This window comes from Streptomyces melanogenes, from assembly GCF_014649795.1.
GTDB classification, from domain to species: domain Bacteria; phylum Actinomycetota; class Actinomycetes; order Streptomycetales; family Streptomycetaceae; genus Streptomyces; species Streptomyces noboritoensis.
On record NZ_BMTS01000005.1, the window covers coordinates 65,339 to 90,671 of the forward strand.

Consider the following 25,333-nt stretch of genomic DNA (forward strand, 5'->3'; position numbering starts at 1 on the left):
GACCACAGCCTTGTAAGGGCGCTCGGGGGCACTGCGCGGTTACGGGCGGGTCTTGGCGGGAATTGCTTGCTGTGGTCGCGGCGACGGCGCCTTGCCGGCCCACCCGAGGGGGAGAACCCAATGCAGAACATCAAGCGTGGCGGACGTGTGTCGAATGAACGCACCGATCCGGAGCCCGTCGAACCCACCGTCGAGGACGACCTCGACGACGAGCTCGCGGCCGACGCCTACGACACCTTCGAGATGTACCGGGTGATCTGCCCGGACTGCGCCCAGCCGATCGCGCTCCTCGCGGACGAGACGGTGCTGCCGGAGCACGCGCTGTGCCCCAGCCCCTGGAACCCGTTCGTCCTCACGGTGTGCGCCGGGACCGGCCGCCCGGCCTCGCAGAGCAGGCCTGCGGACACCTCCAAGGACGTCCAGGAGCAGGACACCGCGCTGCTCCTGACGCTCCCCCAGGGCCTCGACTGGCGGACGCAGCCCTTCTCGCACGTCGGCGGTCCGGGCTCGCGTCCGATGCGGGTCCCGCACATGCGACGCGCGGCGTAGCCGCCCTCAACTCCAGTACGTTCCCCGCACCATCGCCTCCAGGCTGCCCCGGTGCAGGATCAGCGCGTCCGGGTCCTCGGGGACCCGGACCTCGCCGAAGTGCAGCTGCCGGTAGGCGATCCTGAGCATCACCACCGCGTGCCGCAGGGCGGCGTAGAGCGTGTGGAACTCCATGGCGCGCGGCGCGTGCCCGGTCAACTCGGCGTAGCGTGCCTCGATGTGGTCGCGCCGCAGGAAGTCGGGCAGGCCCGGTTGGCCGAAACTCACCGTCAGATCCTGGAAGAAGCGGTGCAGATAGACGGTCCAGCCGAGGTCGAGTTCGCGCGGGCCGAAGGCCGCCATCTCCCAGTCGAGGACGGCGGCGGGCTCGAAGCCGTCGTAGACGATGTTGCCGATCCGCGCGTCGCCCCAGCAGAGCACCGCCGGGCCTTCGTCGGCGGGCCAGTGCGCGTCGAGCCAGTCGAACGCGGACTCGATGAGCGGCGAGCGCGGCAGCCCGTCCACCACCCACTCGTAGTAGGCCCGTTGGGACTCCACATGGCGCCGCAGGGGTGAGCCCTCGCCCTCCGGCAGCAGGAAGGCGGCCTCTCCGGCCGGGAACTCGTCGTGCAGCCGGGCGAGCACCCCGACCGTGGCGTCCTGAAGACGCGCCCGCTCGGCGTCGCTCGCGGAGTGCAGCCAGTTCCCCTCGTACGTATAGGGCATGACGTCGGGCGGTACGCGCCCCTCGGCGCGCTCCATCACGAAGAACGGGGCGCCGAGCGCGGTGGGGTCCTCTTCCAGCCACAGCGCCCGGGGCACCGGGACGTCGGTGTGCTCGGCGACCAGGCGCATCACCCGGTGCTGGCGGGCCATGTCGTAGACGGGGAAGACGCTGTACGCGGCGGGGTCGGCGGCGAGCCGCAGGGCGCAGGCGCGCACCGGTGCGTCCGGGTGGTCGAGGGCGAAGAGCAGGGTCTCGCTGGACATGCCGTTGGAGGCCGGGACCTCAACGCCGGTGACGCGGGCGCCGGGCAGCCGGGCGTCGAGCCAGCCGGTGAGCCTGCGGCCGAGCTCCTGGGGGTCGCGCGTGGTGGTGCGGGGGCGTGGTGCCGTGGCCATGGGCGTATCCCTTCTCGGGGGCGCGCAGGGGCGCGCGGGGGTCAGGGCGCGACGGAGGTGTGGTCGGCGAAGCCGCTGGGGTCGTGGCGGCCGAAGCTGCCGTGCTCGAAGATCCCGTAGCCGGTGCGCCCGTCGAGCGTGAAGCGGGCGGCGTGGTCGGTGACGCCGTAGGCGGCCATCGGGTGGGCGGCCGGGTCGGAGAGGTCGTAGACGCGGCGGTCGGTCCAGGCCCGGCCCCGCCAGGTGCCGTGCTGCCAGTCGTCGGCGGGCGGATAGCCCGCGCCGACGGCCAGCGGCGAGGAGGTGAGCACCTCGACGCCGAGTTCGAGGGGCTTGCGGGCGGCGTCGGTGAGGTGGACGACCGCGCGCTCGGGGTGGCGGGTGCCGGACCGGTAGGCGATGTCGGCCTGGGGCCAGCCGAGTTGGGCGTCGGGGTGGCCGTCCCGTACGAGCACGGCCTCGTTGAGGGTGCGGTAGCCGTCGGCGTCCTCCTGGGCGATCACCATCAGGAAGCGGTCGTCGAAGCGGACCGGCGCCCAGAGCCAGTGGAACCCCTCGGGCCGGTGCTCGTCGGCGCGCCCGTCGCTCTCGCCGGGGATCGGGCGCACCCCCCAGCTGCGGTCCCGGGTGCCCGTCCACTCGCCGGCCGTGACGGGTATCTCCTCGCCCGCGACCCTGATGGCGCCGGTGCAGCGGCCCGCCTGGACGAAGCGGCGGCCCTCCAGGCTGAGGCGGTCGCCCCGGCGCTGGACGTGGTGCGGCTCCCAGACGGCCGGGAAGTCGGCCTGCCAGCCGATCTCGTACGAGAGCGAGGCGGGGGCGGCCGGGTCGGGGGCGCAGTGCAGGGTGAGGCGGCGCAGCGGCTCGTCGACGGTGATCCGCAGCGGACCCACCGAGAGGTCCATCCGGTCGTCGGTGAGCGCGTCGCTGGCCCGGACGGCGTGCAGCCGGTCGCCGAGGCGCAGGGTGGCGTAGGCGTCGATGACCCCGGTGTTGGGGTAGACCCCGAGCCCGGCGATCAGCAGTGCGCGGCCGTGGTGGTCGAAGACGTGGAAGATGCAGCGGTCGTAGGCGTTGCGGTCGCCGGTGGCGACGTGTTTCAGGGAGAGCGGGACCTGGTGGATCGGGTATTCGTCGAGTGCGATCGGACGGTCCTGGGACACGGCAACCTCCTGGACGACAAGGAAAGTTGACGGTACGTCAGAAGCCGAGAAAAACAAGCCCCCGGGAGCCGGGGCGTGCGGACATGGTCCGCGCGCCCCGGCCCGTAGGAGTGGTCAGCGGGTCTCGGGACCGGCCAGGTGGCGGGCGACGACCATCCGCTGGATCTGGTTGGTGCCCTCGACGATCTGGAGGACCTTGGCCTCGCGCATCAGGCGCTCGACCGGGAAGTCGGCGGTGTAGCCGTAGCCGCCGAGCACCTGGACCGCGTCGGTGGTGACCTTCATCGCCGCGTCCGTGCAGAACAGCTTCGCCATCGCGGCCTCCTTGGAGAAGGGCCGTCCGGCGTCCCGCAGCCGCGCGGCCGACAGGTACAGCGCCCGGCCCGCCTCGATCTGGGTGGCCATGTCCGCCAGCATGAACCGCAGGCCCTGGAAGTCCGCGATCGGCCGGCCGAACTGCTGCCTGCCGGTCGCGTACGCCACCGCCTCGTCCAGGGAGGCCTGGGCGACGCCGATGGCGCAGGCGGCGATCCCGAGGCGGCCGGAGTCCAGGGCGGACAGCGCGATCGCGAAGCCCTGGCCCTCCTCGCCGATGCGGCGGCTGTCGGGCACCCGGACGCCGTCGAAGTGCAGCTGGGCGGTGGGCGAGCCCTTCATGCCCATCTTCTTCTCGGGCGCGGCCGCGCTGAGGCCCTCGGCGTCGCCGGGGACCAGGAAGGCCGTGATGCCGCGGGCGCCCTCGGCGCCGGTGCGGGCGAGGACGGTGTAGAAGTCGGCGATCCCGCCGTGGGTGATCCAGGCCTTGGTGCCCGTGATCACCCAGTCGTCGCCGTCCCTGACGGCCTTCGTGCGCAGTGAGGCCGCGTCCGAGCCCGCGGCGGGCTCGGAGAGGCAGTACGCGCCGAGCAGCCCGCCGCCGAGCATGGCGGGCAGATGGTCGGCCTGCTGCTGCTTGGTGCCGTAGCCCGCGAGGGCGTGGCAGGCCAGCGAGTGGACGCTGACGCCGAGGCCGACCGTGAGGCGGGCGGCGGCGAGCTCTTCGAGGACCTGGAGGTACACCTCGTACGGCTGGTCCCCGCCGCCGAACTCGGAGTCGTACGGAAGGCCGAGCAGCCCGGACTCGGACAGCAGCGAGAAGACCTCGCGCGGAAAGCGTCCGGCGTCCTCCTGCTCGGCGGCATGAGGAGCGATCTCCCGCTGGACGATGTCGCGTACCAGCGCGACGAGGTCCCGGGCCTCCTCGGTGGGCAGCTGTCGGTCCACCGGCTGCGGGGCGCGGTCGGGCATGGCGGCGCTCTCCTCCCTGTCGGGCGCTTCGGCGGACGCGCGCGCAGGGTGTGGCGGCGCCGCCGGTGACTCTGCTGGACAGCCGATGCCTACCCTCCCGGATCACGGAAGCTGCAGGCTGGTGGCTGTGGCGCTGTGAGTATGCCCGATCGGACGCGTCCCGTCACGGGGTCCAAGATCACGTTTAGGACAGGGCCGTTCGAGGCGCGGACGTGCGGCGCCGCGCGGGAATCCGCGCTTCCGGAGTTGGTCCAAACCATTGACGAAGTGGTCTAGTCCTTCTAGCGTCTGGGCGAACGCGTTACCGCGTTCATGCCAAGCACCCGTGAACGGCTCCCCTCCCCCACGAGGAGATCACGATGCTCAGACCACCTCGCGCCACCGGTGTGCGCGCCCTGCTCGCCGCCGCCTGCACCGCGGCCCTCGGCGTCACCCTGCTCGCCGGGACCGGCAGCGCCACCGCCTCACCCGAACCCGTCGCCGCCCGGGCCCCGTCGGCGGCCGGGTCCAAGGTCGTCGGCTACTTCACCGACTGGGGCGTCTACCAGCGCAACTACCACGTGAAGAACATCGAGACCTCGGGCTCGGCCGCCAAACTCACCCACATCAACTACGCGTTCGGCAACGTCACCGGCGGCAAGTGCGCCGTCGGGGACGCCTACGCCGACTACCAGAAGACCTATGACGCGGCCTCCAGCGTCGACGGCACCGCCGACAAGTGGGACCAGCCGGTCGCGGGCAGCTTCAACCAGCTGCGCGAGCTGAAGAAGAAGCACCCCGGGCTCAAGGTCCTGTGGTCGTTCGGCGGCTGGACCTGGTCGGGCGGGTTCGGGGAGGCCGCCAAGAACCCGGCGGCGTTCGCCAGCTCCTGCTACAGCCTGGTCGAGGACCCGCGCTGGGCGGACGTCTTCGACGGCATCGACATCGACTGGGAGTACCCCAACGCCTGCGGGCTCTCCTGCGACACCAGCGGGCGGGCGGCCTTCAAGAACGTGATGGCCGCGCTGCGGGCCAAGTTCGGCTCCTCGAACCTGGTCACCGCCGCGATCACCGCCGACGCCTCGGCGGGCGGCAAGATCGAGAAGGCCGACTACGCGGGCGCGGCCCAGTACGTCGACTGGTACAACCCGATGACGTACGACTTCTTCGGCGCCTGGGCGGCGCAGGGCCCCACGGCCCCGCACTCCCCGCTGACCTCCTACAGCGGCATCCCCACCCAGGGCTTCCACACCGACGCGGCCATCCAGAAGCTGAAGGGCCTCGGTATCCCGGCGAACAAGCTGCTGCTGGGCATCGGCTTCTACGGGCGCGGCTGGACCGGAGTGACACAGAAGGCGCCCGGCGGCACGGCCACCGGCCCGGCGTCCGGCACCTATGAGCAGGGCATCGACGACTACAAGGTGCTCAAGACCAAGTGCCCGGCCAACGGCACGGTCGCGGGCACGGCGTACGCGTACTGCGGCAACAACTGGTGGAGCTACGACACCCCGTCCACCATCGCCGGGAAGATGACCTACAAGAACAACCAGGGCCTCGGCGGCACCTTCTTCTGGGAGCTGAGCGGCGACACCTCCAACGGTGAGCTGATCAAGTCCATCAAGTAGCCCGGGAGCGGGGAGGGGCGGGGCGGCCGGCCGTGTGGCCCGGCCGCCCCTCCTTCGTCATGCTCCGGGCGGGGGCGAGGGGCAGGCCGGCTCGAACTCGCCGATGGTGTCCATGGTCCGGCGCAGCATCCGCACCAGCAGATCGCGGACGGTCGCGCGCTCCGGCTCCAGCGTCCCCAGCCACTCCAGGGTCACGCTCTCCACACAGCCCATCCAGCCGAGCAGCGCGAGCCGGGCGAGCACCGGAATGTCCCGTCTGCCGTAGGCGCCCTCCGCGAGGGTGGCGATCAGCTCCTCGCGGACGGCGTCGCGTATCGCCTGCACCTGGGTGTCGAAGCCGACGCCGCCGGTCACGATGGTGCGGTAGGCCGCCTGGTGGTGCTGGGCGTACAGCAGGTAGCCCTCCATCGTGCGGTGGACGCGGTCGGCGCGCGGCAGCTCGGTGTCGCTCGCGGCCCGGGCGACCAGATCGGCCACCGAGTCCTCGACGATGGCCAGGTAGTAGCCGCGTTTGCTCTTGAAGTAGTAGTAGATGAGGCCCTTGGCGACCCCGGCGTGCTTGGCGATGTCGTCCATCGACAAGGCGTCGTACGACGTGTCGGCGAACAACTTCCGCCCCGTCGCGATGAGTTCGGAGCGACGCACCTGGGATTTCTCGGTCGTGCCTCGCTGTTGACTATTATTCAAATTCGGCCCTAGTCTCCAACTGCCACAGGATCTCCGCAGTATGGCAGACCTGCACACGCACTCCCCCTGCACCGCTTCGGGCACGGACGTACGGGAGGAACAAGTGAGCGCAGACAGGCGGCCGTCGGCCGAGGGAAGAACCGCCTGGAAGAAGGCGGCGCTGGTGGCGATGCCGGCGGTCCTCGCGGTAGGGGTCATGGCCAATGTGATGGCCGAGGGCGCGCTGGCCGCCTCCTTCGCCGTCTCGGGCACCAGCTTCCAGGTCTCCTCGGGGAAGCTGACGAGCCAGGGCCTCGCCTCCTACGTACAGACCGACAAGTCCGTGGACGGCAAGGGCCATCCGGTCGCCCTGCTCGGCATCGGGGACGCCCGGCTCAGCGACATCTGCCAGTCCGCCGAGGTCAAGACGCCGGTCGGCACGGTGGTGTTCAAGCTGACGGCGGGCGGCGACGCGGGCGAGGTCACCGCGAGCAACCTGGTCATCGACGGCGAGGACCTGGTCGGGGACGCCCGGTTCGGCACCGCCGAGATCGGCCGGGACGCCTCCACGCTCGACCAGGTGCCCGGGGTCCACGGCGAGAAGGGCAAGTTCGGCCTCCAGGCCGGGGACATCGAGGTCGCCGGGGTGCGCTCGCACGCCTGGTCGGCGACCGGCGGGAACTTCCGGCTGAAGGGCATGCGGGTCGATGTGAGCATCGGCGGCAAGAAGTGCTTCTGAGCGAGGGGTGGCTGGACAAGCGCCTCCCGCTGCCGGACGCCCGCCGGGCCGCCCGGCGCTGGCGCCGCACCCGCCCCTTCTGGGCCGGAGTGCTCCTGGTCCTCGGCGGCGCGGAACTGCTGCTCGTCCCGCTCTCCCCGCTGACGATCCTGGTCAGCCTGGGGCTCGGCGGGATCGCGGCCATCGGGATCGGGCTGGCGCTGATCGTCGCCGGGCTCTTCCTGTGGTTCCTGCCGCACACCCGCCACTACGTCTCGATCAACGCGCTGCTCCTGTCGGTGCTCTCGTTCGTCGCGACCAATCTGGGCGGCTTCCTGGTCGGCATGGGCCTGGGCATCGCGGGCAGCGCCATGGGATTCGCCTGGACCCCGGCGCGCGAGCCGGAACCGGGGCTCTCCGAGCCTCGGGAGGGTCGCGGCACCCGCACGCTCGCGGCCGCGCTGCCGGTCGCGCTGCTGCTGGGGCTCGGCGGCCGAGCGGGCGTGGAGCGGGCCCCCGCGCCGGGCGCCGTCGAGGTGCCGCGCGTCCCGCCGACCGTCACCACCACCCTCTTCGCGCCCAACGGCTTCCTGCTCGCCGGGGTGCGCACGGTACCCAGCGCGGGCGGCCCGGTGAAGGTGATGGTCCTCAAGATGGCCTCCGCCTCGCTCACCGACTACCGGCTGCGCACCCGCGACGGCCACGACGAACTCGCCCTTGGCGCCGACACGTTGGACCTCAGCGGCCATGTGACGCTCTACCTCACCAAGTTCAGCGGCTGTCTGGAGGGCGTCCTCTGTCTGACCTTCACCCCGGACCGGCTGCCGGTGCCGCCGATCGTCCCGCCCTTCGTCTTCATGACCCGGGTCAGCGCCGAGCAGGCACTGGTCACCTCGGACTCGATCGTGGCGGGCGGACTGAAGCTGGAGGCCTCGTGATCCAGATCCAGGCCGCGCTGTTCTGGGCGTACGCGACGGGCGCGACCTTCGCCGTCTCGGCCGGGCGCCAGCTCCAGTGGTGGGAGCGTTCGGTGTACGGAGAGGGGGTCCGCACCCGCAGCCGTGCCGCCAACCCCTATCTGGCGCTCACCCTGCTGTACGCGGCGGTGCTGCTCGTCCCGACCGGTCTGTTCATGCTGTGGCGCAACCCGTCCTGGGCGACCATGCAGGTGGCCCGGGACCACGACGGCGTCTGGGCGGGGTTCGTGCTCTGCTACGCGGGCGGCATCGTCGTCGCCGCGCTGCTCGGCTTCCTGGCCGCCCAGCTCCTGGTGCTGGTCGGGGCGGGGTACTGGGCCTACCTCCAGAGCGTCGGCGGCCACTTCCTGCTGTTCGGGACGCTCATCCACGGCTGGGACGGCAACGGCTATCGCAGAACGCTGACCACCAGCGCCCGGGGCTACCGGGAGTGGCCGCGGGACAGCGTGGTCAACAACGTGCTGCACTTCCTGACCTCGGGCACGTTCCTCGCCCTGCTCGTCCTCGGCTCGGCGGTGCTCGGCACCCTGTTCCTGACCGAGATCGGCTGGCTGGTGGAGGGGTGGCAGCTGCCGGGCGCCGACGAGGAGCGCAAGGTGCCCCGGCCGGTCGCGGTCGCCATCGCGGCGGCCGGGGTCTACGGCCTGCCGTTCACCGGGGCCCTGGGCGCGAGCCTGCTCGTACGTCTGGCGGGGTGGCCGCTGGGGCTCGCGGCCTTCGCGGTCCTGGCGGGAGTGGCGCTGCTCGCCCGGCGCTCGCCGGTGCGGTGGCTCTACGGGCTTGTGGGCGTTCCGGGCCGGCACTGGAAGGCCGGCCTGGAGGTCACAGCAGGCCGGTCTGCGTGACGAGCATCGCCAGCACCACCACGAGGGTCCAGCCCAGGAAGTGCTCCAGGATCTTGGGGCCGTCGTCGGGGCCGCCGGTGCGGGCGCGCAGTTCTGCCAGGGCGCGCGGGTCGTCGGCGGTGGTGGCGTGCAGGGTCATGGGAACTCACTCGGTCGTCTGGCGGTGGACGGTCCCCCCGGGTGCCATTTCAGAGTGCCAGTGGATGCGGCCCCGGAGGGAGAGACGTTGGTCACTGCCGTCGGGGCCGCCGGGTGTCACGCCCGTACGCCCACCGAGGCCAGTGCACGCCTCTGAGCTGCGGAGACGCGCGCGGGCCAGTACAGATAGCAGACCCCGCCGGTGCCCGAGACGACCTTGCCGCTCGCGTTGTACCGCTTGGTGCGCAGCCAGATGTTCTCCCACTCGCGCCGCAGATAGACCCGGCGCACCTCGGGGTCGCCCGGCGAGGCCGGGTCGTTGGCGATCACGTCGCCGTCGGCCGTGAAGCCGATCACCGTCATGAGGTGGCCCGAGGTGCCGTACCCGGCGCCGGTCAGCTCGGTCTTGAGGAACGACTGGGACGTTATCGCCGGGATGCCCGCCCGGATCAGCCTCTCCAGGTCGTTCAGGGACTGCAGCCGGGTCACCACCGCGCTCATGTTCCGGTACGTGGTGGCGTACGCGGCGTTGAAGGGCCAGTTGCCGCAGCCGCCGTACTGGTAGTCATAGGTGTACCGGGCCGCGTGGCAGACCTGCGGGTCGGCGAAGGACGGGTCCACCCAGGCCAGGTCGGCGGCGCTGGGCCTGCGGCCCCAGTACTCGACGATCATCTGCGAGGAGGTCGGGCTGCACCAGGCCTCGCCGCCGTTGTCGTACTGCGGGTACTGCCCCTTGTGGATCTCCTGCGAGTAGCGGGGTACGAGCAGCTCGCCCGCGTACGCCGGGGTCGAGGCGGGGACCGTGAAGCGGTCCGGGACGTCGGAGGCCATCGCGCCGAGCCGCCACACCGTGGGGGTGAGACCGCTGTCCGGGGTGCGGTAGAGGGTCAGCCGCAGCCGGTAGGAGGCCAGGCGCAGCCCGCTCGCCGCGTCGTCGACGGCGAAGGTGTCGGTGTAGATGGTGCTCTTCCCGTCCTTCTGCCCGTCGACCGAGGTGCGCCGGATGTCGGCGTCGCCGTCGCCCGCCGTCCAGCGGCCCAGTACGTACGCCGGGGTCGCCGTGCCGTCCGAGTAGGTGCCGAGCAGTTCGACCTGGAGCCAGGTCCCGGCGGGGGCGTGCGCGTTCCAGTGGGCGATGACCTCGGTGGCCGGGACGGCCGCGCGGTGCACCGGCGAGGTCCAGGTGGCGTACTCCCAGGGGGCCGTCTTCTGGGTGTGCGGGTCCGTGTAGTCGATGCGGCCCGCCGGGCGGGCGATCACCAGGCCGGGGCGGCGGCCCGGCACGGCCCGCACGCCGGCGGCGTCGCCCGAGCGCCAGTCGGCGTGCGTGGTCCAGGAGCGGTTGTCCACCAGCGAGGGGATGCCTTTCGAGGGCCTGTCCGCGGCGGCCCGCGCGGTCGGCGGGGCGGGGGCGGCCGCGGCGGAGGCCGGAACGGCCGTGCCCGCCGCGGCGGCGAGCGCGGCGACTAGGACGGTTCTGCGCGGAGTGGTGCCGGTCATGATCGGGACCCCCAGTCGGACGAGGATGGGGCGGTGGGCGCGACAGTGCGCCAACTATCCCGGGTCCCGGGCGACTTCTGCCAGTGATGCGCGCCGTGCCGCGCCACCAATATGGGTCTGGACCACTGGCACGACCTGCGCCGCCGTCGCCGAGGGATGTCGATCTAGGGTGGGGGCATGGCAGAAATCGACCGAATCGCGGCCGCCGTGCGCGCCCTGCCGCCCTCCTGCGGCCCGGTCCGGCTGGTCGCGGTGGACGGGCACGCGGGCTCCGGCAAGTCCACCTTCGCCGGGCGCCTGGCCGCCGCGCTCGGCGGGGCGCCGGTCGTCCGCCTCGACGACCTGGCCACGCACGAGGAGTTCTTCGCCTGGACGCCCCGGCTGCGCGCGCAGGTGATCGAGCCGCTGGCGCGCGGCGAGGCCGGGCGCGTCACGCCGTACGACTGGAACCTGCGCCGGTGCGGTGCGCCCACCCGGCTGGAGCCCGCGCCCGTGGTGCTGATCGAGGGCGTCGGGGCGGGGCGGCGCGAGGTGCGGCCGTGGCTGGCGCTGCTGCTGTGGATGGACATGGGCGCCGAGGGGTCCTGGGCGCGCGGGCGCCGACGGGACGGAGCGGCGCTTTCCGGCTTCTGGGACGAGTGGACGGAGGCGGAGATGCGCCATTTCGCCGCGGATCCATCCCTTCCGTATGCGGATGCGCTGGTACGGCAGTGTCAGGAGGGATACGAGTGGCTCCCGAGGCGCGATTCCGCACCTCTCGCACACCATTCGGTCACGGACAGTGAGCGACTGCCCCCATCGGGCTGAACCGTCGGAAAACCACCCCTCGCAGTCGTCCAACTCCGCTTGACCCAAGGGCCGTACAGGTCTTACGTTCTGAATGTGCGGCTTTCCGGAGCCGCCGCAGACGCGAAGCCCCCGGTTGTTCCCCCGTGATCGGGGGCTTCGTTCTGCCTTTTCAAGCCCTTTCGGGCCCTTGCGGCACGCCGTTGCAGCGACTTTCGCTCACCCTCGGTCACCGGCCAAGTCGTGCTGCCACTGCCCTCGCGACACCCTTCGGTCCGGGGCCCCCTCGCGGGTACGATGCAACTGGTGCGGTCAATTCCCGTCAATTCCTTTCTGCACTCTGTGAATTGGCGGTTCAGCACGGGGGCACGGTGGTGGGGGACGTGATGGACTTCGGCACGCAGGGCGCGCACGCCCCGGCCGATCTCGCCTGGCTGCGGGGCATCGACGCGTACACCATGGGCGCGTATCCGCAAGCCGAGGAGGAGTTCCGGGCCGCGGTACGGATGGATCCGGGCATGGTGGACGGCTGGCTGGGACTGCACGCACTGCGGGTGGACACCACCACCGCGCTGCTGCGGATGTACCGCCACCGCGAGCGCTTCGGCGAACAGCGCGCCCGGCACCGACGCACCCTCAACTCCTGGTACTGGCTGGGCTGGTGGGTCCAGCCGGTCCTGGAGAGCCCGCGCGACCTGCTGCTCGCGCACGCCTCGCACTGGCTCGACGGCCGCCATGTGCCGGAGCTGGACCGGGCGCTGGCCGGTCTGCCACCGGTCGACACCGACCCCCAGGTCCGCTTTCTGCACGCCTGCCGGGCGTATCTGGTCAAGGACTGGGACCAACTGGTGCGGCACACCGAGCCGTTGCTGAACGATCCGCTGCTCGGGATCGAGGCCGGACTGTTCGGCGGGATGGCGCGGGTGCGCCTGGAGATGTTCGGGCAGGCCGAGCCGCTGCTCTCGGCGGCCCTGATGCGCTGCCGCAGCGAGCAGCCGCAGCGCAAGGAGCTGCGCTACTGGCTGGCCCGCGCCCACGAGGGCACCGGCCGCTCGGCCGCCGCGCTGCCGCTGTACCGGGCGGTGCACCGGGTCGACCCGGCGTTCATGGACACCTCGGCGCGACTGGCCGCGATCACCGAGTCGGACGGCCTGGACGGGTCGTACGGCTCGGACGACCCGGCCGATCTGGCGGCCGTCTCGCTGGCCGGGTTCGGCCAGGACACCGCGGCGGACGGCGCCGAGCCGGAGGCCGCGCCGCTGGAGCCGCCGGAGGGGCGCGAGGTGCGGGTGCCACTCGCCGGCCCGGCGGTGGTGGTGCCGCCGCCCGACGGCATACGGGAGAAGGCGGGCGTCCCGGCCCAGCCGGCCCCGCCCCCGGTGCCGACCGGCCCGACGGACTCCGCGCTGCTCGCCCAGGCGCTGGCGGAGCTGGAGCGGATGGTGGGCCTGGAGCCGGTGAAGCGCCAGGTGAAGGCGCTGTCCGCGCAGCTCAACATGGCCCGGCTACGGGTCGGCCAGGGGCTGCCCGTCCAGCCGCCGAAACGTCACTTTGTCTTCTCCGGCCCCAGTGGCACCGGCAAGACCACGGTCGCGCGGATCCTGGGGCGGGTCTTCTACGCGCTCGGTCTGCTGGGCGGCGACCACCTCGTGGAGGCCCAACGGGCCGACCTGGTGGGCGAGTTCCTCGGCCAGACGGCGGTCAAGGCGAACGAGCTGATCGACTCGGCGCTCGGCGGGGTGCTGTTCGTGGACGAGGCGTACAGCCTCTCCAACTCGGGCTACAGCAAGGGCGACGCGTACGGGGACGAGGCGCTCCAGGTGCTCCTCAAGCGCGCCGAGGACAACCGCGACCACCTGGTGGTCATCCTCGCGGGCTACCCCGAGGGCATGGACCGCCTCCTGGCCACCAACCCCGGCCTGTCCTCCCGTTTCACCACCCGGGTGGACTTCCCCTCCTACCGGCCCTTGGAGCTCACCGCGATCGGGGAGGTCCTGGCGGCGGAGAACGGGGACGGGTGGGACGAGGAGGCGCTGGACGAGCTCCGCTCGATCAGCGGGCACGTGGTGGATCAGGGGTGGATCGACGAGCTGGGCAATGGGCGGTTCTTGCGGACGCTGTACGAGAAGAGCTGCGCGTACCGGGATCTGCGCCTGTCGACGTACCCCGGTACGCCGGGACGCGAGGACCTCGCGACGTTGCGGCTGCCGGATCTGATGCAGGCGTACGGGGAGGTGCTGTCGGGGAGGGGCGGCCCCGGGGACCCGCTGTAGCTTCCCCACCCCACCCCTTCCCGAAAGCCCTCTGGCGGGCGGCCGGATGCTTCGTCTGCGGACCGTGCTGGGTTGCTCGCGCAGTTCCCCGCGCCCCTAACTACCTAGGGGCGCGGGGAACTGCGCGCTCAGCCCACCACCGGCCCGCACCCGACGAACCAAGCCGCCCGGCCGAGGGCTTTCGGGAAGGGGCGGGGTGGGGGCTTCTCAGCCCGCCAGGGCTTGCTCCGGGCGCGGCTGGGTCGGGAACGGGCGGTGGGACGGGTCGCGGACCTCGCCCACCAGCATTTCCAGGACGTCCTCCAGGGCCACGAGGCCCAGGACACGGCCGGACGCGTCCGCCACCTGGGCGAGATGGGCCGCCGCACGCCGCATCACCGTCAGCGCGTCATCCAGCGGCAACTCCGCCCGCAACGTCACCAACGGCCGCCACACCTGCTGCGGCACCCCCCGCTCCCGCTCCTCCAGATCCAGCACGTCCTTGACGTGGAGGAAGCCCATGAAGGCACCCCCCTCCGCGCACACCGGGAAGCGGGAGTAGCCCGTACGGACCGTCAGCTCCTCCACCTGCCGGGGCGTCACCGAGCAGCCCACCGTCACCAGCGACGACCGGTCGAGCAGGACGTCCGTCACCGGGCGGCTGCCCAGCTCCAGCGCGTCCTCCAGGCGCTCCATCTCCTGCGGGTCCAACAGACCCGCCTGCCCGGAGTCCTCCACCAGGCGGTTGAGCTGCTCGCTGGTGAAGACCGCCTCGACCTCGTCCTTGGGCTCCACCCGGAACACCCGCAGCACGAGCCGCGCGCACGCGCCCAGCGCCACCGTGACCGGACGGCACACCCGGGCGAAGGCGACGAGGCCCGGGCTGAACCACAGCGCGGTCTTCTCCGGCGCCGCCATCGCCAGGTTCTTCGGGACCATCTCGCCGATGACGAGGTGGAGGAAGACGACGAGGGCGAGCGCGATCGCGTAACCGAGGGGGTGGATCAGGCCCGCCGGGACCCGGGCCGCCGCGAAGACGGGCTCCAGGAGGTGGGCCACCGTGGGCTCCGCCACCGCGCCCAGCGTCAACGAGCAGACGGTGATGCCGAATTGCGCGGCCGCCATCATCTGCGGCAGGTTCTCCAGGCCGTGCAGCACCTGCCGGGCCCGCGCCGACTGGGCCGCGAGCGGTTCGATCTGACTGCGGCGCACGGACACCAGGGCGAACTCGGCCCCGACGAAGAAGCCGTTCGCCAGCACCAGGAGCAGGGCGAAGAAGAGTTGCAGCACGCTCATCGCACGGCCTCGCTCAGGACGTCGGCGGTGCGCACGAACCGCACCCGCTCCGCGCGGTACCGCCCGACCCGGCGGACCTGGATCCGCCAGCCGGGCAGTTCGGCCCGGTCGCCGGGGACCGGGATCCGGCCGAGCAGATCGGCGACGAGCCCGGCGACCGTCTCGTACGGACCGTCGGGCGCGTCCAGTCCTATCCGGCGCAGGCTCAGCACCCGGCAGCTGCCGTCGGCCTCCCACGCGGGGCGGCCGTCGTCGCTCGCCACCGCGGCGAGGTCGGGTCCGGTGTCGCCCTCGGCGTCGTGCTCGTCGCGCACCTCGCCGACCAGCTCCTCGACGATGTCCTCCAGGGTGACGACCCCGGCCGTACCGCCGTACTCGTCGACGACCACGGCTATCGGCTGCTCGCTGCGCAGCCGCTCCAGGAGCTGCTGCACGGGAAGCGTCTCGGGCACCAGGAGCGGCGCCACCGCGATCCGCGCGGCGGGCGTGCGGTGGCGCTCCTGCGGCGGCACCGCCAGCGCGTCCTTGAGGTGGACCATGCCGACGACCTCGTCGATCCGCTCCCGGTAGACGGGGAAGCGGGAGAGCCCGGTGGCCCGGGTGAGGTTGAGGACGTCGGCGGCGGTCGCGGAGGTCTGCAGCGCGCTCACCTTCACGCGCGGCGTCATCACGTTCTCCGCGGTGAGCCGACCGAGCGCGAGGGTGCGGACGAAGAGGTCCGCGGTGTCCTGTTCGATGGCTCCGGCCCGCGCCGAGTGGCGGGCCAGCGAGACCAGTTCGCCCGGGGTGCGGGCGGAGGCCAGTTCGTCTGCGGGCTCCACGCCCAGCGCCCTCACCAGCCGGTTGGCGACGGTGTTCAGGAGCGAGATGACCGGCCGGAACAGCCGGGAGAAGCGGCTCTGCGGTCCGGCGACGAACCGCGCGACCTGGAGGGGCCGCGACACCGCCCAGTTCTTGGGGACGAGTTCGCCGATCACCATCTGGACGGCGGAGGCGAGCAGCATGCCGACGACGACGCTCACCCCGGGCACCACCCCGTCCGGCAGGCCGGTCGCGGTGAGCGGCCCGTCGAGCAGTCCGGCGAGCGCGGGCTCCGCGAGCATGCCGACGACGAGCGAGGTGATGGTGATGCCGAGCTGGGTGCCGGAGAGCTGGAAGGACAGCTCGCGCAGGGACTCGACGACGGTGCCGGCGCGGCGGTCGCCGTCGGCGGCGGCCTTTTCGGCGTCCGGGCGCTCCACGGTGACCAGGCCGAATTCGGCGGCCACGAAGAATCCGTTGGCGAGGATGAGAAGGAATGCCGCGGCGAGCAGCAGAAGCGGGATGGTCATGCCGCCGCCTCGTGCGAGGGGGCGGCGCAGGTACTACCGGACGATCCGTCCATTGCTGGAGGGAGTCACTCCTCGGGTCGCTGGTGCCCCGCAGGCCGATGGTGCCGCCTTGGTGCGCGGGGCGGGCGCGTTGAGCGCCACCGTCACCAGGGTAGCTATTGAGATCGTCGTCGCAACGCTTGCCCCGGTGCTGAAAAGGGCGGGTCAGCCGTCCTGGCGGGTGCCGTGCGACTCGGCGAGCGCGCGCAGCGCCCGGGCGTCGCGGATGGCTCGCTCCTTGGCGATGCCGGGCTGGATGCCGAGCGCGGGCAGGCTGGTGCCGTCGCTGAGGTCCAGGAACACCCAGGGGTCGCCCGGGCGGAGGTTGACGCGCAGGATCTCCGCCCAGGCGAGCCGCCGTGTCCGGGTGAGGTTGACGACCGTGACGCCCGTGTCGTCGGCGACGACCTTGGGGCGGCTCAGCAGCGCGAGGACCGCGAAGAACATCGCCGCGGTGAACACGAAGCTGGCCCGCTCGCCCCCGCTCATGTTCTCCAGGAGCAGTGCGACGCCGGTGATCACGGCGAACATCACGGCACCCACGCTCAGCAGCACGGCCCGGGTGCGGGTCGGCCGGAACGTGACCGGGAGAGCGGGGAGTTGGGGCGCGGGGGCGGACACGGGGTACGTCACTTCCGTACGGGAGGAAAAGGAGGAAAAGGGGTCGGTCAGAGGCGGCAGGCGTGGATGGCCGTGGTGAGGATGGCGCGGGCGCCCAGCTCGTACAGGTCGTCCATGATCCGCTGGGCCTCCTTGGCGGGGACCATGGCGCGCACCGCGACCCAGCCCTCGTTGTGGAGCGGCGAGATCGTCGGCGACTCCAGGCCGGGGGTGAGGGCGACGGCCCGCTCCAGGTGCTCGGCGCGGCAGTCGTAGTCCATCATCACGTAGCTGCGGGCGACCAGGACGCCCTGGAGGCGGCGCAGGAACTGGGCCACCTTGGGGTCGTCGCCGTCGGCGCCGGAGCGGCGGATGACGACGGCCTCGGACTTCATGATCGGCTCGCCGAAGACCTCCAGGCCGGCGTTGCGCAGCGAGGTGCCGGTCTCCACCACGTCCGCGATGACCTGGGCGACGCCCAGCTCGATGGCGGTCTCCACGGCCCCGTCGAGGTGGACCACGGAGGCCTCGACGCCGGACTCGGCCAGGTGCTTGGCGACGATGCCCTCGTAGGAGGTGGCGATCGTCTTGCCCGCCAGGCCCTCGACGCCCGAGACGGTGCCGGGCTTGGCCGCGAAGCGGAAGGTGGAACGGGCGAAGCCGAGCGGCAGGATCACCTCGGCGTCGGCGCCGGAGTCGATCAGCAGGTCCTCACCGGTGATGCCGATGTCGAGCTTGCCCGCCGAGACGTAGATCGCGATGTCCTTGGGGCGGAGGTAGAAGAACTCGACCTCGTTCGTGGGGTCGACGAGGACGAGCTCCTTCGACTCCTTGCGCATCCGGTAGCCGGCCTCATGGAGCATCGCCGCCGCGGGTCCGGACAGTGCACCCTTGTTGGGGACGGCGATGCGCAGCATGAGGTCGGCTTCCTTACGTGGAGACGTGTGGAGACGTACAGAGGGAATGTGCGGGTGTGCTCAGAGGTGGGCGTAGACGTCGTCGAGGGAGATCCCGCGCGCGACCATCATCACCTGGACGTGGTACAGCAGCTGCGAGATCTCCTCGGCGGCGGCGTCCTTGCTCTCGTACTCGGCGGCCATCCAGACCTCGGCGGCCTCCTCGACGACCTTCTTGCCGATGGCATGCACGCCCTTGTCCACCAGCTCGGCGGTGCGGGAGGTGGACGGGTCGCCGTTGGCGGCCTTGAGCTGGAGCTCCGCGAAGAGCTCTTCGAAACTCTTGGAGGGTTTGTTCGCCATGATGCTTCTCAGGGTAAGGGGTGCGTCCCTGACACTCAGCGCCAGGGTTCGCTGACGGTGCGCAGCGTGGCGGCCGTGGCGACGGCGGCGGTGACCGCTTCGTGCCCCTTGTCCTCGTTCGACCCTTCGAGGCCGGCCCGGTCCAGGGCCTGCTCCTCGGTGTCGCAGGTCAGCACGCCGAAGCCGACGGGTACGCCGGTGTCGATGCTGACCTGGGTGAGACCGTTGGTGACACCCTGGCACACGTAGTCGAAGTGCGGTGTACCGCCCCTGATGACGACGCCGAGGGCGACCACCGCATCGTACCCGCGACCCGCGAGCACCTTGGCGACGACCGGCAGCTCGAAGCTGCCGGGGACGCGCAGCAGCGTCGGCTCGTCGATGCCGAGCTCGTGCAGGGCGCGCAGGGCGCCGTCGACGAGTCCGTCCATGACCTTCTCGTGCCACTGCGCCGCGATCACGGCGACCCGGAGGTCTGCGCAGTTGCGTACGGACAGTTCGGGTGCGCCCTTGCCACTCACGTGCTACTCCTCGGTGATCTTTCAGCTGTGTACGGGTGAAGCTGTCAACGGGTGTCGTTGTGCGGGTGTCGCTACTGGTTGCCGCAGGCCGACGCGGTCGCGTCCAGCCACGGCAGGTCGTGCCCCATCCGGTCGCGCTTGGTGCGCAGGTACCGCAGATTGTGCTCGCCCGCCTGGACGGCCATCGGCTCCCGGCCGGTGACCTTGAGGCCGTGGCGCACCAGCGCGGTGGTCTTCTCCGGGTTGTTGGTCATCAGCCGCAGGCTGCGGACGCCCAGGTTCCCCAGGATCTGCGCGCCCGCCGCGTAGTCGCGGGCGTCGGCGGGCAGCCCCAGCTCCAGGTTGGCGTCGAGCGTGTCGCGGCCCTGCTCCTGGAGCTCGTAGGCACGCAGCTTGGAGAGCAGTCCGATGCCGCGCCCCTCGTGGCCGCGCAGATAGACGACCACGCCGCGGCCCTCCTTGGTGATGGCCTCCATGGAGGCCTGCAGCTGGGGGCCGCAGTCGCAGCGCAGCGAGTGGAAGATGTCACCGGTCAGGCACTCGGAGTGGACCCGGACCAGCACGTCCTCGCCGTCGCCGATCTCGCCGTGGACCAGCGCCACGTGCTCGACGCCGTCGACGGTGGAGCGGTAGCCGAAGGCGGTGAACTCGCCGAAGGAGGTGGGCAGGTGGACCTCGGCCTCGCGGCGCACGGTCGGCTCGGCGGAGCGGCGGTAGGCGATCAGGTCCTCGATGGAGATGATCGTCAGACCGTGCTTGCGGGCGAACGGAACGAGCTCGGGCAGCCGCAGCATCACGCCGTCCTCGCCCGCGATCTCCACGATCGCGCCGGCCGGGGCGAGCCCCGCGAGCCGGGCGAGGTCGACGGCGGCCTCGGTGTGGCCGTTGCGGACCAGGACGCCGCCGGGCTTGGCGCGCAGCGGGAAGATGTGCCCGGGGCGGACGAAGTCCCCGGCCTCCGAGTGCCCGTCGGCCAGCAGCCGCAGCGTGGTGGCGCGGTCGGCGGCGGAGATGCCGGTGGAGACGCCGTGCGCGGCGGACGCGTCGACCGAGACGGTGAACGCGGTCTTCATCGACTCGGTGTTGTGGTCGACCATCTGCGGCAGCTGGAGCCGGTCGAGCGCCTCGCCCTCCATGGGCGCGCAGATCAGCCCGCGGCACTCGCTCATCATGAAGGCGACGATCTCGGGGGTCGCCTTCTCGGCGGCGATGACGAGGTCGCCCTCGTTCTCGCGGTCCTCGTCGTCGACGACCACGACCGGCCGGCCGGCCGCGATGTCGCGGATGGCCTGCTCGACGGGGTCGAGGGAGAGGTCCTCGCGGTTGTCGGTGGAGTACCAGGTGGGCGTGGTGGCGCTCATGCCGCCGCTCCTTCCAGGACGGGCTGCGCGCTCGTACGGGAGCGCAGCCACCAGTCGCGCAGGCCCCACAGGACGATTGCGCCGTAGATGACGTAGACGAAGCCGGAGAAGGCGAAGCCGTTGGCGAAGTTGAGCGGCACGCCCACGGCGTCGACGAGGAGCCAGGCGAGCCAGAACTCGACCATGCCGCGCGCCTGGGCGTACATGGCGACGATGGTGCCGACGAAGATGTACGCGTCCGGCCACGGGTCCCACGACAGCGTCGGGAATGCGGTGAACAGCCCGCCGACCGCGAGCGTGCCGACGGCGGCGCCCGCGACGAGCAGACCGCGCTCGCGCCAGGTGGCGAACCGCACCGCGACCGAGCCGTCCTGCGCCTTCCCCCGGCCGCCCTGCCACTGGTACCAGCCCCACAGCGCGACCACGATGACCACGACCTGCTTGCCGGCGCTGCCGGAGAGGTGGGCGGTGGTGAACGCGGCGAGCAGGATGACGCCGGAGAGGAACTGGGCGGGCCAGGTCCATATGGAGCGCCGCCAGCCGAGCGCGAGGGCGGCCAGGCCCACCGTGTTGCCGATCATGTCGGACCACATGATGTGCTGGTCGAAGGCGGTGAACGCCTCGGAGTTGAGCCAGTTCACTTCGGGTCCTCCTGGCCGCGCGCGCCCATGAGGCGCTCGACGTACTTGGCGATCACGTCGACCTCCAGGTTGACCGGGTCGCCGGGCTGCTTGAGGCCGAGCGTGGTCAGCGCGAGGGTGGTGGGGATGAGGCTGATGGTGAAGTAGTCGGGGCCCGCGTCGACGACCGTGAGGCTGACGCCGTCGACGGTGATCGAGCCCTTCTCCACGACGTAGCGGGAGAGCTCCGCGGGCAGCGAGACCTTGACGATCTCCCAGTTCTCCGAGGGGGTGCGCGCCACGATGGCGCCGGTGCCGTCGACGTGGCCCTGGACGATGTGCCCGCCTAGGCGGCCGCCGACGGCCATGGGCCGCTCCAGGTTGACGCGGGAGCCGACGTCGAGGGCGCCGAGGCTGGAGCGCTTCAGCGTCTCCTCCATGACGTCGGCGGTGAACTCGCCGTCGCCGGTCTCCACGACGGTCAGACAGACGCCGTTGACGGCGATCGAGTCGCCGTGCCGGGCGCCCTCGGTGACGACGGGGCCGCGCAGGCGGAAGCGGGAGGAGTCGCCGAGCTTCTCGACGGCGGTGACCTCACCCAGCTCTTCGACGATTCCGGTGAACACGCTCATCGCTCCTTGGGAGTGGCACTGATACGGAGATCGGGGCCGATGCGGACGGTCTCGGTCAGTTCGAGCCGCAACGCTTCGGCGATCGTGGTGATTCCGCCGCCGGTGAGGGCCGCGGGGCCCGCCCCGAGCAGGACGGGTGCGAGGTAGCCGACGACCTTGTCGACGGCGCCCGCGGCGACGAAGGCCCCGGCGAGAGCCGGGCCGCCTTCGAGGAGTACGGACCGGACGCCGCGCCCGTGCAGGGCGGCCAGCAGCGCCGGGATGTCCAGACCGGTGGCGGCGCGCGGCAGACGCACGACGTCGGTGTCGGCCAGGTGGGCGGTGTCGGCGTCCTCGGCGACCGCGACCAGGGTCGGCGCGGCGTCGTCGAGGACCCGGGCGCCGGGCCGCACGGCCTCGGCCTCGGTGTCGACGACGACCCGCAGCGGCTGGACGGCGCCCTCGACGCCCCGTACCGCGAGGTGGGGGTCGTCGGTGCGGGCGGTGCCGGAGCCGACCACCACGGCGTCGGCCTCGGCGCGCAGCCGGTGGACGTCCGCGCGGGCCTCGGGCGAGGTGATCCAGCGGCTGGTGCCGTCCTCGGCGGCGATCCGGCCGTCGAGGGTCGCCGCGTACTTCCACAGGACGTAGGGCCGGCCGAGCCGTACGGAGGTGAGCCAGGCGGCGTTGCCCGCCTCGGCCTCCTTCGCGAGCAGGCCCTGCTCGACCTCGACCCCGGCCGCGCGCAGGGTGTCGGCGCCGCCGGTGGCCTGCGGGTTCGGGTCGCCGACCGCGTAGACGACCCGGGCGATCCCGGCCTGGAGGAGCGCCTGGGAGCAGGGGCCGGTGCGGCCGGTGTGGTTGCAGGGTTCGAGGGTGACGTACGCGGTGCCGCCCCGGGCCTTGTCGCCCGCGGCGGACAGGGCGTGGACCTCGGCGTGCGGGCCGCCGGCCCTCTGGTGGAAGCCCTCGCCGACGACGGCGCCCGAGGCGTCGGTGATGACGCACCCGACGACCGGGTTGGGGCTGGTGGAGCCGAGTCCGCGCGCGGCGAGCCCAACGGCTCGGCGCATGGCGTCTGCGTCGGCTGCGGTGGCCACCGGGTCCTCCTGCCTCTTCGGGCACGGACTCCGGGGCTGTCGATGAACGACAGAGAGCGGGAACAAGGCCGTACAGACAGCTCACGCATGGCCGAAAGACACCGACCGCCGCGGACGACGATCAGCACACAACGGCCGGCCTGAGCCCTGCTGGGGCCCGCCCGCCGCGCACTGCCTCCCATCCGGACTTTCACCGTCGGTCCAGGAATTCCACCTGGTCAACCGGCCACTGGATGCGGCCGGGTCGCGGACTATTACCGCCGGTTCGGAATTACACCGACCCCGGAGTGCGCTGCTGCTGGTACAGGGTCAGTGTGCCACGACTGATCGTCGGCCATACGGGCGAACATCTATGGCCTGGGTCACAGTGCGGTCGCGGCCCGTAGCGGAGGTTCACCGTCCGCCACATCGCGCGGCAATCAGGGAGCCAGCATTGGTCCATACCTATTGACGCTCTGGTCTAGTCCTCTTAATCTCCGTGTCACCTCAGAGGTGAGGCCCGCCGGTGTGCGCACGCCGGGGCCGCCGCACGACCGCCCGCAGTCCTGTGCCCCACCGACCTCCCCTGGAGGAACAGATCGTGCTGTCCCCCACTCGTACGAGAGCCACGCTGCTCGCGGCCGGTGCCGCGGTCGCGGGGCTGGTGCTCTCCTCGCTCTCCGCGGGCGTCTCGCACGCCGCCGACAACGAGACCTGTCGCCCGGACGGGCTCTACAAGACGCCCGGCGTCGACGTCCCCTACTGCTCCGTGTACGACGCGGACGGCCGCGAGAAGATGGGCGCCGACCACCAGCGCCGGGTCATCGGGTACTTCACCGGCTGGCGCACCGGCCAGGACGGGACCCCCGCCTACCTCGCCTCCGACATCCCGTGGGACAAGGTCACCCACGTCAACTACGCCTTCGCGCACATCGGTTCCGACAACAAGATCTCGGTCGGAAGTGACGGCGAGAAGAACGCGGCGACCGGAATGACCTGGCCGGGCGTCGCCGGGGCCGAGATGGACCCCGCGCTCCCCTACAAGGGCCACTTCAACCTCCTGAACAAATTCAAGAAGCAGCACCCGAACGTCAAGACGCTCATCTCCGTGGGCGGTTGGGCCGAGACCGGCGGCTATTTCGGCGACGACGGAAAGCGCGTCGCCTCGGGCGGCTTCTATTCGATGGCCACCAATGCCGACGGTTCGGTGAACCAGCCGGGCATCGACACCTTCGCGGACTCGGCCGTCGCCTTCATCAAGAAGTACGGGTTCAACGGCGTCGACATCGACTACGAATACCCCACGACGATGAAGGACGCGGGCAACCCGCTGGACTGGAGCCTGTCCAACGCGCGCCGGGCGGGCCTGGTCAAGGGCTATGCGGCGCTGATGAAGTCGCTGCGCGAGAAGCTCGACCGCGCGGGAGCGACCGACGGAAAGCACTATCTGCTGTCCGTCGCCGCGCCTTCGTCCGGCTATCTGCTGCGCGGCATGGAGACGTTCCAGGTCCAGAAGTACCTGGACTACGTCAACATCATGTCGTACGACCTGCACGGCGCCTGGAACGAATACGTGGGGCCGAACGCCTCGCTCTTCGACGACGGCAAGGACGCGGAGCTCGCGGCGGCGGGCGTCTATTCGACCTCCCAGTACGGCGGAATCGGCTATCTCAACGCCGACTGGGCCTATCACTACTTCCGCGGGTCGATGCCGGCCGGGCGCATCAACATGGGCCTGCCGTACTACACCCGCGGCTTCAAGAACGTGACCGGCGGGACGGACGGGCTGTGGGGCAAGGCCGCCACCACCACCTGCCCGGCCGGGTCGGGGCTGACCAAGTGCGGTGACGGCGCGACCGGCATCGACAACCTCTGGCACGACCTCGACGACAACGGCAAGGAGGCCCCGGCGGGCTCCAACCCGATGTGGCACGCCAAGAACCTGGAGAAGGGCGTCGTCGGCGACTACGCGGCCAAGTACGGCTTCCCCGCCGACACCAAGCTGACCGGCACCTACGCCCGCAAGTACGACTCGACGCTGGTGGCGCCCTGGCTGTGGAACGACCAGAAGAAGGTCTTCCTCTCCACCGAGGACGAGCAGTCGGTGAACGCCAAGGCCGACTACGTGGTCGACAAGGGCATCGGCGGCACGATGGTCTGGGAGCTGGCGGGCGACTACAAGTACAACGCCGCCAAGGGCCAGTACGAGCCGGGCTCGACGCTGACGTCCGCGATGTACGACAAGTTCAAGTCGGCCGCCCCGTACGGCGCCAAGCGCTCCTCGGTCACGCTGCCCACGCAGGCGCTGAACATCGGCGTGGACTTCGGGCAGTTCCCGCTCGGCGACTCCAACTACCCGATCAGCCCGAAGGTGACGCTCACCAACAACACCAAGGCGACGCTGCCGGGCGGCACGGAGTTCCAGTTCGACTACGGGACCTCGGCCCCGGCGAACGCCAAGGACCAGTCGGGCTTCGGCACGACGATCGTCCGCAGCGACCACAGCGGCAGCAACGTGGGCGGTCTCAAGGGTGACTACAACCGGGTCTCGCTGAAGCTCCCGGCCTGGCAGTCGCTGGCCCCGGGCGCCTCGGTGACGCTCGACTTCGTCTACTACCTGCCGGTGTCGACGCCCTCCAACTGGACGGTGACGTTCGGCGGCCGCAGCTACGCGCTGGCCGGGGACCTCACCCGGGGCGCGACGGCCACCGAGCCGGACACGGGCACGGGCACGACGGGCGGCACCACGGGCGGTACGACCGGTGGGTCGACAGGTGGCACGACGGGCGGCACGACCGGTGGGTCGACGGGCGGCACGACCGGCGGTTCCACGGGCGGCGGCTCCTGCACCGCACCCGCCTGGACGGCCACGGCCGAGTACGGTGGCTCCACGACCGTCTCGCACAAGTCCCACAACTGGAAGTCGAAGTGGTGGACGAAGGGCGAGGAGCCCGGAACCACCGGCGACTGGGGAGTCTGGCAGGACCTCGGGGCCTGCTGACCCCCGTGCCCCCCGCACGCCCGGCGACG

The 25,333-nt window shown here is 71.6% G+C and carries 24 protein-coding genes and 1 riboswitch; of the genes, 8 read left to right on the forward strand and 16 right to left on the reverse strand.

Annotated features, from left to right (window positions below; genetic code table 11):
* Positions 1-120: 120 nt before the first annotated feature.
* Positions 121-549: a hypothetical protein gene (locus IE252_RS12655; protein ID WP_190089487.1), complete on the forward strand. Its 429-nt coding sequence runs from the start codon at positions 121-123 to the stop codon at positions 547-549.
* A 6-nt stretch (positions 550-555) separates the two neighbouring features.
* Here the strand turns inward: IE252_RS12655 and IE252_RS12660 are convergent, their stop codons facing one another.
* From IE252_RS12660 to IE252_RS12670, 3 genes are all read right to left on the reverse strand, one after another.
* Positions 556-1,650: a phosphotransferase family protein gene (locus IE252_RS12660; protein WP_190089488.1), complete on the reverse strand. Its 1,095-nt coding sequence runs from the start codon at positions 1,648-1,650 to the stop codon at positions 556-558.
* A 41-nt stretch (positions 1,651-1,691) separates the two neighbouring features.
* The gene (locus IE252_RS12665) at positions 1,692-2,813 is read right to left on the reverse strand and encodes an Rv3169 family protein (protein ID WP_190089489.1); all 1,122 of its coding nucleotides are present in this window, start codon (positions 2,811-2,813) and stop codon (positions 1,692-1,694) included.
* Positions 2,814-2,927: 114 nt separating this feature from the next.
* Complete coding sequence (locus IE252_RS12670; RefSeq protein ID WP_190089490.1) at positions 2,928-4,100, reverse strand: acyl-CoA dehydrogenase family protein; 1,173 nt, start codon at positions 4,098-4,100, stop codon at positions 2,928-2,930.
* 359 nt (positions 4,101-4,459) lie between these two features.
* Between IE252_RS12670 and IE252_RS12675 the strand changes: the two genes are divergently transcribed.
* A complete protein-coding gene (locus tag IE252_RS12675; protein WP_190089491.1) occupies positions 4,460-5,704 on the forward strand; it encodes a glycoside hydrolase family 18 protein in 1,245 nt (414 codons plus the stop codon).
* A gap of 57 nt (positions 5,705-5,761) precedes the next feature.
* Here IE252_RS12675 and IE252_RS12680 read toward each other — a convergent pair whose 3' ends face one another.
* Complete coding sequence (locus IE252_RS12680; protein ID WP_229848298.1) at positions 5,762-6,391, reverse strand: TetR/AcrR family transcriptional regulator; 630 nt, start codon at positions 6,389-6,391, stop codon at positions 5,762-5,764.
* Between the two features lie 169 nt (positions 6,392-6,560).
* Here IE252_RS12680 and IE252_RS12685 point away from each other — a divergent pair, with 169 nt between their 5' ends.
* Genes IE252_RS12685 through IE252_RS12695 form a run of 3 tightly spaced genes read left to right on the forward strand, consistent with a single transcriptional unit; the run spans position 6,561 to position 8,910 of the window.
* Positions 6,561-7,109, forward strand: a complete 549-nt coding sequence (locus IE252_RS12685; protein WP_229848347.1) for a DUF6230 family protein — start codon at positions 6,561-6,563, stop codon at positions 7,107-7,109.
* A complete protein-coding gene (locus tag IE252_RS12690) occupies positions 7,100-8,026 on the forward strand; it encodes a DUF6114 domain-containing protein (RefSeq protein WP_229848300.1) in 927 nt (308 codons plus the stop codon). The genes IE252_RS12685 and IE252_RS12690 overlap by 10 nt, the downstream gene beginning before the upstream one ends.
* Entirely contained in the window at positions 8,023-8,910 is an 888-nt protein-coding gene (locus IE252_RS12695) for a hypothetical protein (protein ID WP_190089493.1), read from the forward strand. The genes IE252_RS12690 and IE252_RS12695 overlap by 4 nt, the downstream gene beginning before the upstream one ends.
* On the opposite strand, the gene IE252_RS12700 is transcribed toward IE252_RS12695, so the two are convergent.
* Both IE252_RS12700 and IE252_RS12705 read right to left on the reverse strand, forming a co-directional pair.
* Complete coding sequence (locus IE252_RS12700) at positions 8,888-9,049, reverse strand: SCO1431 family membrane protein (protein WP_107503676.1); 162 nt, start codon at positions 9,047-9,049, stop codon at positions 8,888-8,890. The genes IE252_RS12695 and IE252_RS12700 overlap by 23 nt on opposite strands.
* 116 nt (positions 9,050-9,165) lie before the next feature.
* Entirely contained in the window at positions 9,166-10,548 is a 1,383-nt protein-coding gene (locus IE252_RS12705; RefSeq protein ID WP_190089494.1) for a C39 family peptidase, read from the reverse strand.
* A gap of 177 nt (positions 10,549-10,725) precedes the next feature.
* Between IE252_RS12705 and IE252_RS12710 the strand changes: the two genes are divergently transcribed.
* Together IE252_RS12710 and IE252_RS12715 are read left to right on the forward strand one after the other, a co-directional pair.
* Positions 10,726-11,355, forward strand: coding sequence for a uridine kinase family protein (locus tag IE252_RS12710; protein WP_190089495.1), 630 nt, complete (start codon positions 10,726-10,728; stop codon positions 11,353-11,355).
* Between the two features lie 365 nt (positions 11,356-11,720).
* Complete coding sequence (locus IE252_RS12715; RefSeq protein WP_190089802.1) at positions 11,721-13,607, forward strand: AAA family ATPase; 1,887 nt, start codon at positions 11,721-11,723, stop codon at positions 13,605-13,607.
* Between the two features lie 207 nt (positions 13,608-13,814).
* Here IE252_RS12715 and IE252_RS12720 read toward each other — a convergent pair whose 3' ends face one another.
* From IE252_RS12720 to ribD, 10 genes are all read right to left on the reverse strand, one after another.
* A complete protein-coding gene (locus IE252_RS12720) occupies positions 13,815-14,882 on the reverse strand; it encodes a hemolysin family protein (RefSeq protein WP_190089496.1) in 1,068 nt (355 codons plus the stop codon).
* Positions 14,879-16,213 (reverse strand): hemolysin family protein, encoded by a 1,335-nt coding sequence (locus tag IE252_RS12725; RefSeq protein WP_190089497.1) that lies wholly within the window; start codon positions 16,211-16,213, stop codon positions 14,879-14,881. Before IE252_RS12725 ends, IE252_RS12720 begins: the two co-directional genes overlap by 4 nt.
* Positions 16,214-16,417: 204 nt before the next feature.
* Positions 16,418-16,873, reverse strand: a complete 456-nt coding sequence (locus IE252_RS12730; protein ID WP_190089803.1) for a PH domain-containing protein — start codon at positions 16,871-16,873, stop codon at positions 16,418-16,420.
* A gap of 47 nt (positions 16,874-16,920) precedes the next feature.
* Positions 16,921-17,769, reverse strand: coding sequence for an ATP phosphoribosyltransferase (gene hisG, locus IE252_RS12735; protein ID WP_190089498.1), 849 nt, complete (start codon positions 17,767-17,769; stop codon positions 16,921-16,923).
* Positions 17,770-17,829: 60 nt separating this feature from the next.
* Entirely contained in the window at positions 17,830-18,111 is a 282-nt protein-coding gene (locus IE252_RS12740) for a phosphoribosyl-ATP diphosphatase (protein ID WP_101387335.1), read from the reverse strand.
* A 35-nt stretch (positions 18,112-18,146) separates the two neighbouring features.
* Positions 18,147-18,632 (reverse strand): 6,7-dimethyl-8-ribityllumazine synthase, encoded by a 486-nt coding sequence (gene ribH, locus IE252_RS12745; protein WP_101387336.1) that lies wholly within the window; start codon positions 18,630-18,632, stop codon positions 18,147-18,149.
* Positions 18,633-18,703: 71 nt separating this feature from the next.
* Positions 18,704-19,993, reverse strand: a complete 1,290-nt coding sequence (locus IE252_RS12750; protein ID WP_190089499.1) for a bifunctional 3,4-dihydroxy-2-butanone-4-phosphate synthase/GTP cyclohydrolase II — start codon at positions 19,991-19,993, stop codon at positions 18,704-18,706.
* Positions 19,990-20,634, reverse strand: a complete 645-nt coding sequence (locus tag IE252_RS12755; protein ID WP_190089500.1) for a nicotinamide mononucleotide transporter family protein — start codon at positions 20,632-20,634, stop codon at positions 19,990-19,992. Before IE252_RS12755 ends, IE252_RS12750 begins: the two co-directional genes overlap by 4 nt.
* On the reverse strand, positions 20,631-21,239 hold the full coding sequence (locus IE252_RS12760; RefSeq protein WP_190089804.1) for a riboflavin synthase: 609 nt from the start codon (positions 21,237-21,239) through the stop codon (positions 20,631-20,633). The genes IE252_RS12755 and IE252_RS12760 overlap by 4 nt, the downstream gene beginning before the upstream one ends.
* 2 nt (positions 21,240-21,241) lie before the next feature.
* A complete protein-coding gene (ribD, locus tag IE252_RS12765; protein ID WP_190089501.1) occupies positions 21,242-22,324 on the reverse strand; it encodes a bifunctional diaminohydroxyphosphoribosylaminopyrimidine deaminase/5-amino-6-(5-phosphoribosylamino)uracil reductase RibD in 1,083 nt (360 codons plus the stop codon).
* Between the two features lie 164 nt (positions 22,325-22,488).
* Positions 22,489-22,619, reverse strand: a riboswitch (FMN riboswitch).
* A 285-nt stretch (positions 22,620-22,904) separates the two neighbouring features.
* On the opposite strand from ribD, the gene IE252_RS12770 reads away from it, so the two are divergent.
* Positions 22,905-25,304, forward strand: a complete 2,400-nt coding sequence (locus IE252_RS12770; RefSeq protein WP_190089502.1) for a chitinase C-terminal domain-containing protein — start codon at positions 22,905-22,907, stop codon at positions 25,302-25,304.
* Positions 25,305-25,333: the final 29 nt, after the last annotated feature.

Excerpts from the sequence above, each read along its gene's own strand:
- IE252_RS12675 (WP_190089491.1), top strand. The coding sequence starts at position 4,460 with ATGCTCAGACCACCTCGCGCCACCGGTGTGCGCGCCCTGCTCGCCGCC.
- IE252_RS12700 (WP_107503676.1), bottom strand. The coding sequence starts at position 9,049 with ATGACCCTGCACGCCACCACCGCCGACGACCCGCGCGCCCTGGCAGAA.
- IE252_RS12660 (WP_190089488.1), bottom strand. The coding sequence starts at position 1,650 with ATGGCCACGGCACCACGCCCCCGCACCACCACGCGCGACCCCCAGGAG.
- IE252_RS12740 (WP_101387335.1), bottom strand. The coding sequence starts at position 18,111 with ATGGCGAACAAACCCTCCAAGAGTTTCGAAGAGCTCTTCGCGGAGCTC.
- hisG (WP_190089498.1), bottom strand. The coding sequence starts at position 17,769 with ATGCTGCGCATCGCCGTCCCCAACAAGGGTGCACTGTCCGGACCCGCG.
- IE252_RS12705 (WP_190089494.1), bottom strand. The coding sequence starts at position 10,548 with ATGACCGGCACCACTCCGCGCAGAACCGTCCTAGTCGCCGCGCTCGCC.
- IE252_RS12750 (WP_190089499.1), bottom strand. The coding sequence starts at position 19,993 with ATGAGCGCCACCACGCCCACCTGGTACTCCACCGACAACCGCGAGGAC.
- IE252_RS12655 (WP_190089487.1), top strand. The coding sequence starts at position 121 with ATGCAGAACATCAAGCGTGGCGGACGTGTGTCGAATGAACGCACCGAT.
- IE252_RS12725 (WP_190089497.1), bottom strand. The coding sequence starts at position 16,213 with ATGACCATCCCGCTTCTGCTGCTCGCCGCGGCATTCCTTCTCATCCTC.
- IE252_RS12715 (WP_190089802.1), top strand. The coding sequence starts at position 11,721 with ATGGACTTCGGCACGCAGGGCGCGCACGCCCCGGCCGATCTCGCCTGG.
- IE252_RS12710 (WP_190089495.1), top strand. The coding sequence starts at position 10,726 with ATGGCAGAAATCGACCGAATCGCGGCCGCCGTGCGCGCCCTGCCGCCC.
- IE252_RS12685 (WP_229848347.1), top strand. The coding sequence starts at position 6,561 with ATGCCGGCGGTCCTCGCGGTAGGGGTCATGGCCAATGTGATGGCCGAG.
- IE252_RS12670 (WP_190089490.1), bottom strand. The coding sequence starts at position 4,100 with ATGCCCGACCGCGCCCCGCAGCCGGTGGACCGACAGCTGCCCACCGAG.
- IE252_RS12720 (WP_190089496.1), bottom strand. The coding sequence starts at position 14,882 with ATGAGCGTGCTGCAACTCTTCTTCGCCCTGCTCCTGGTGCTGGCGAAC.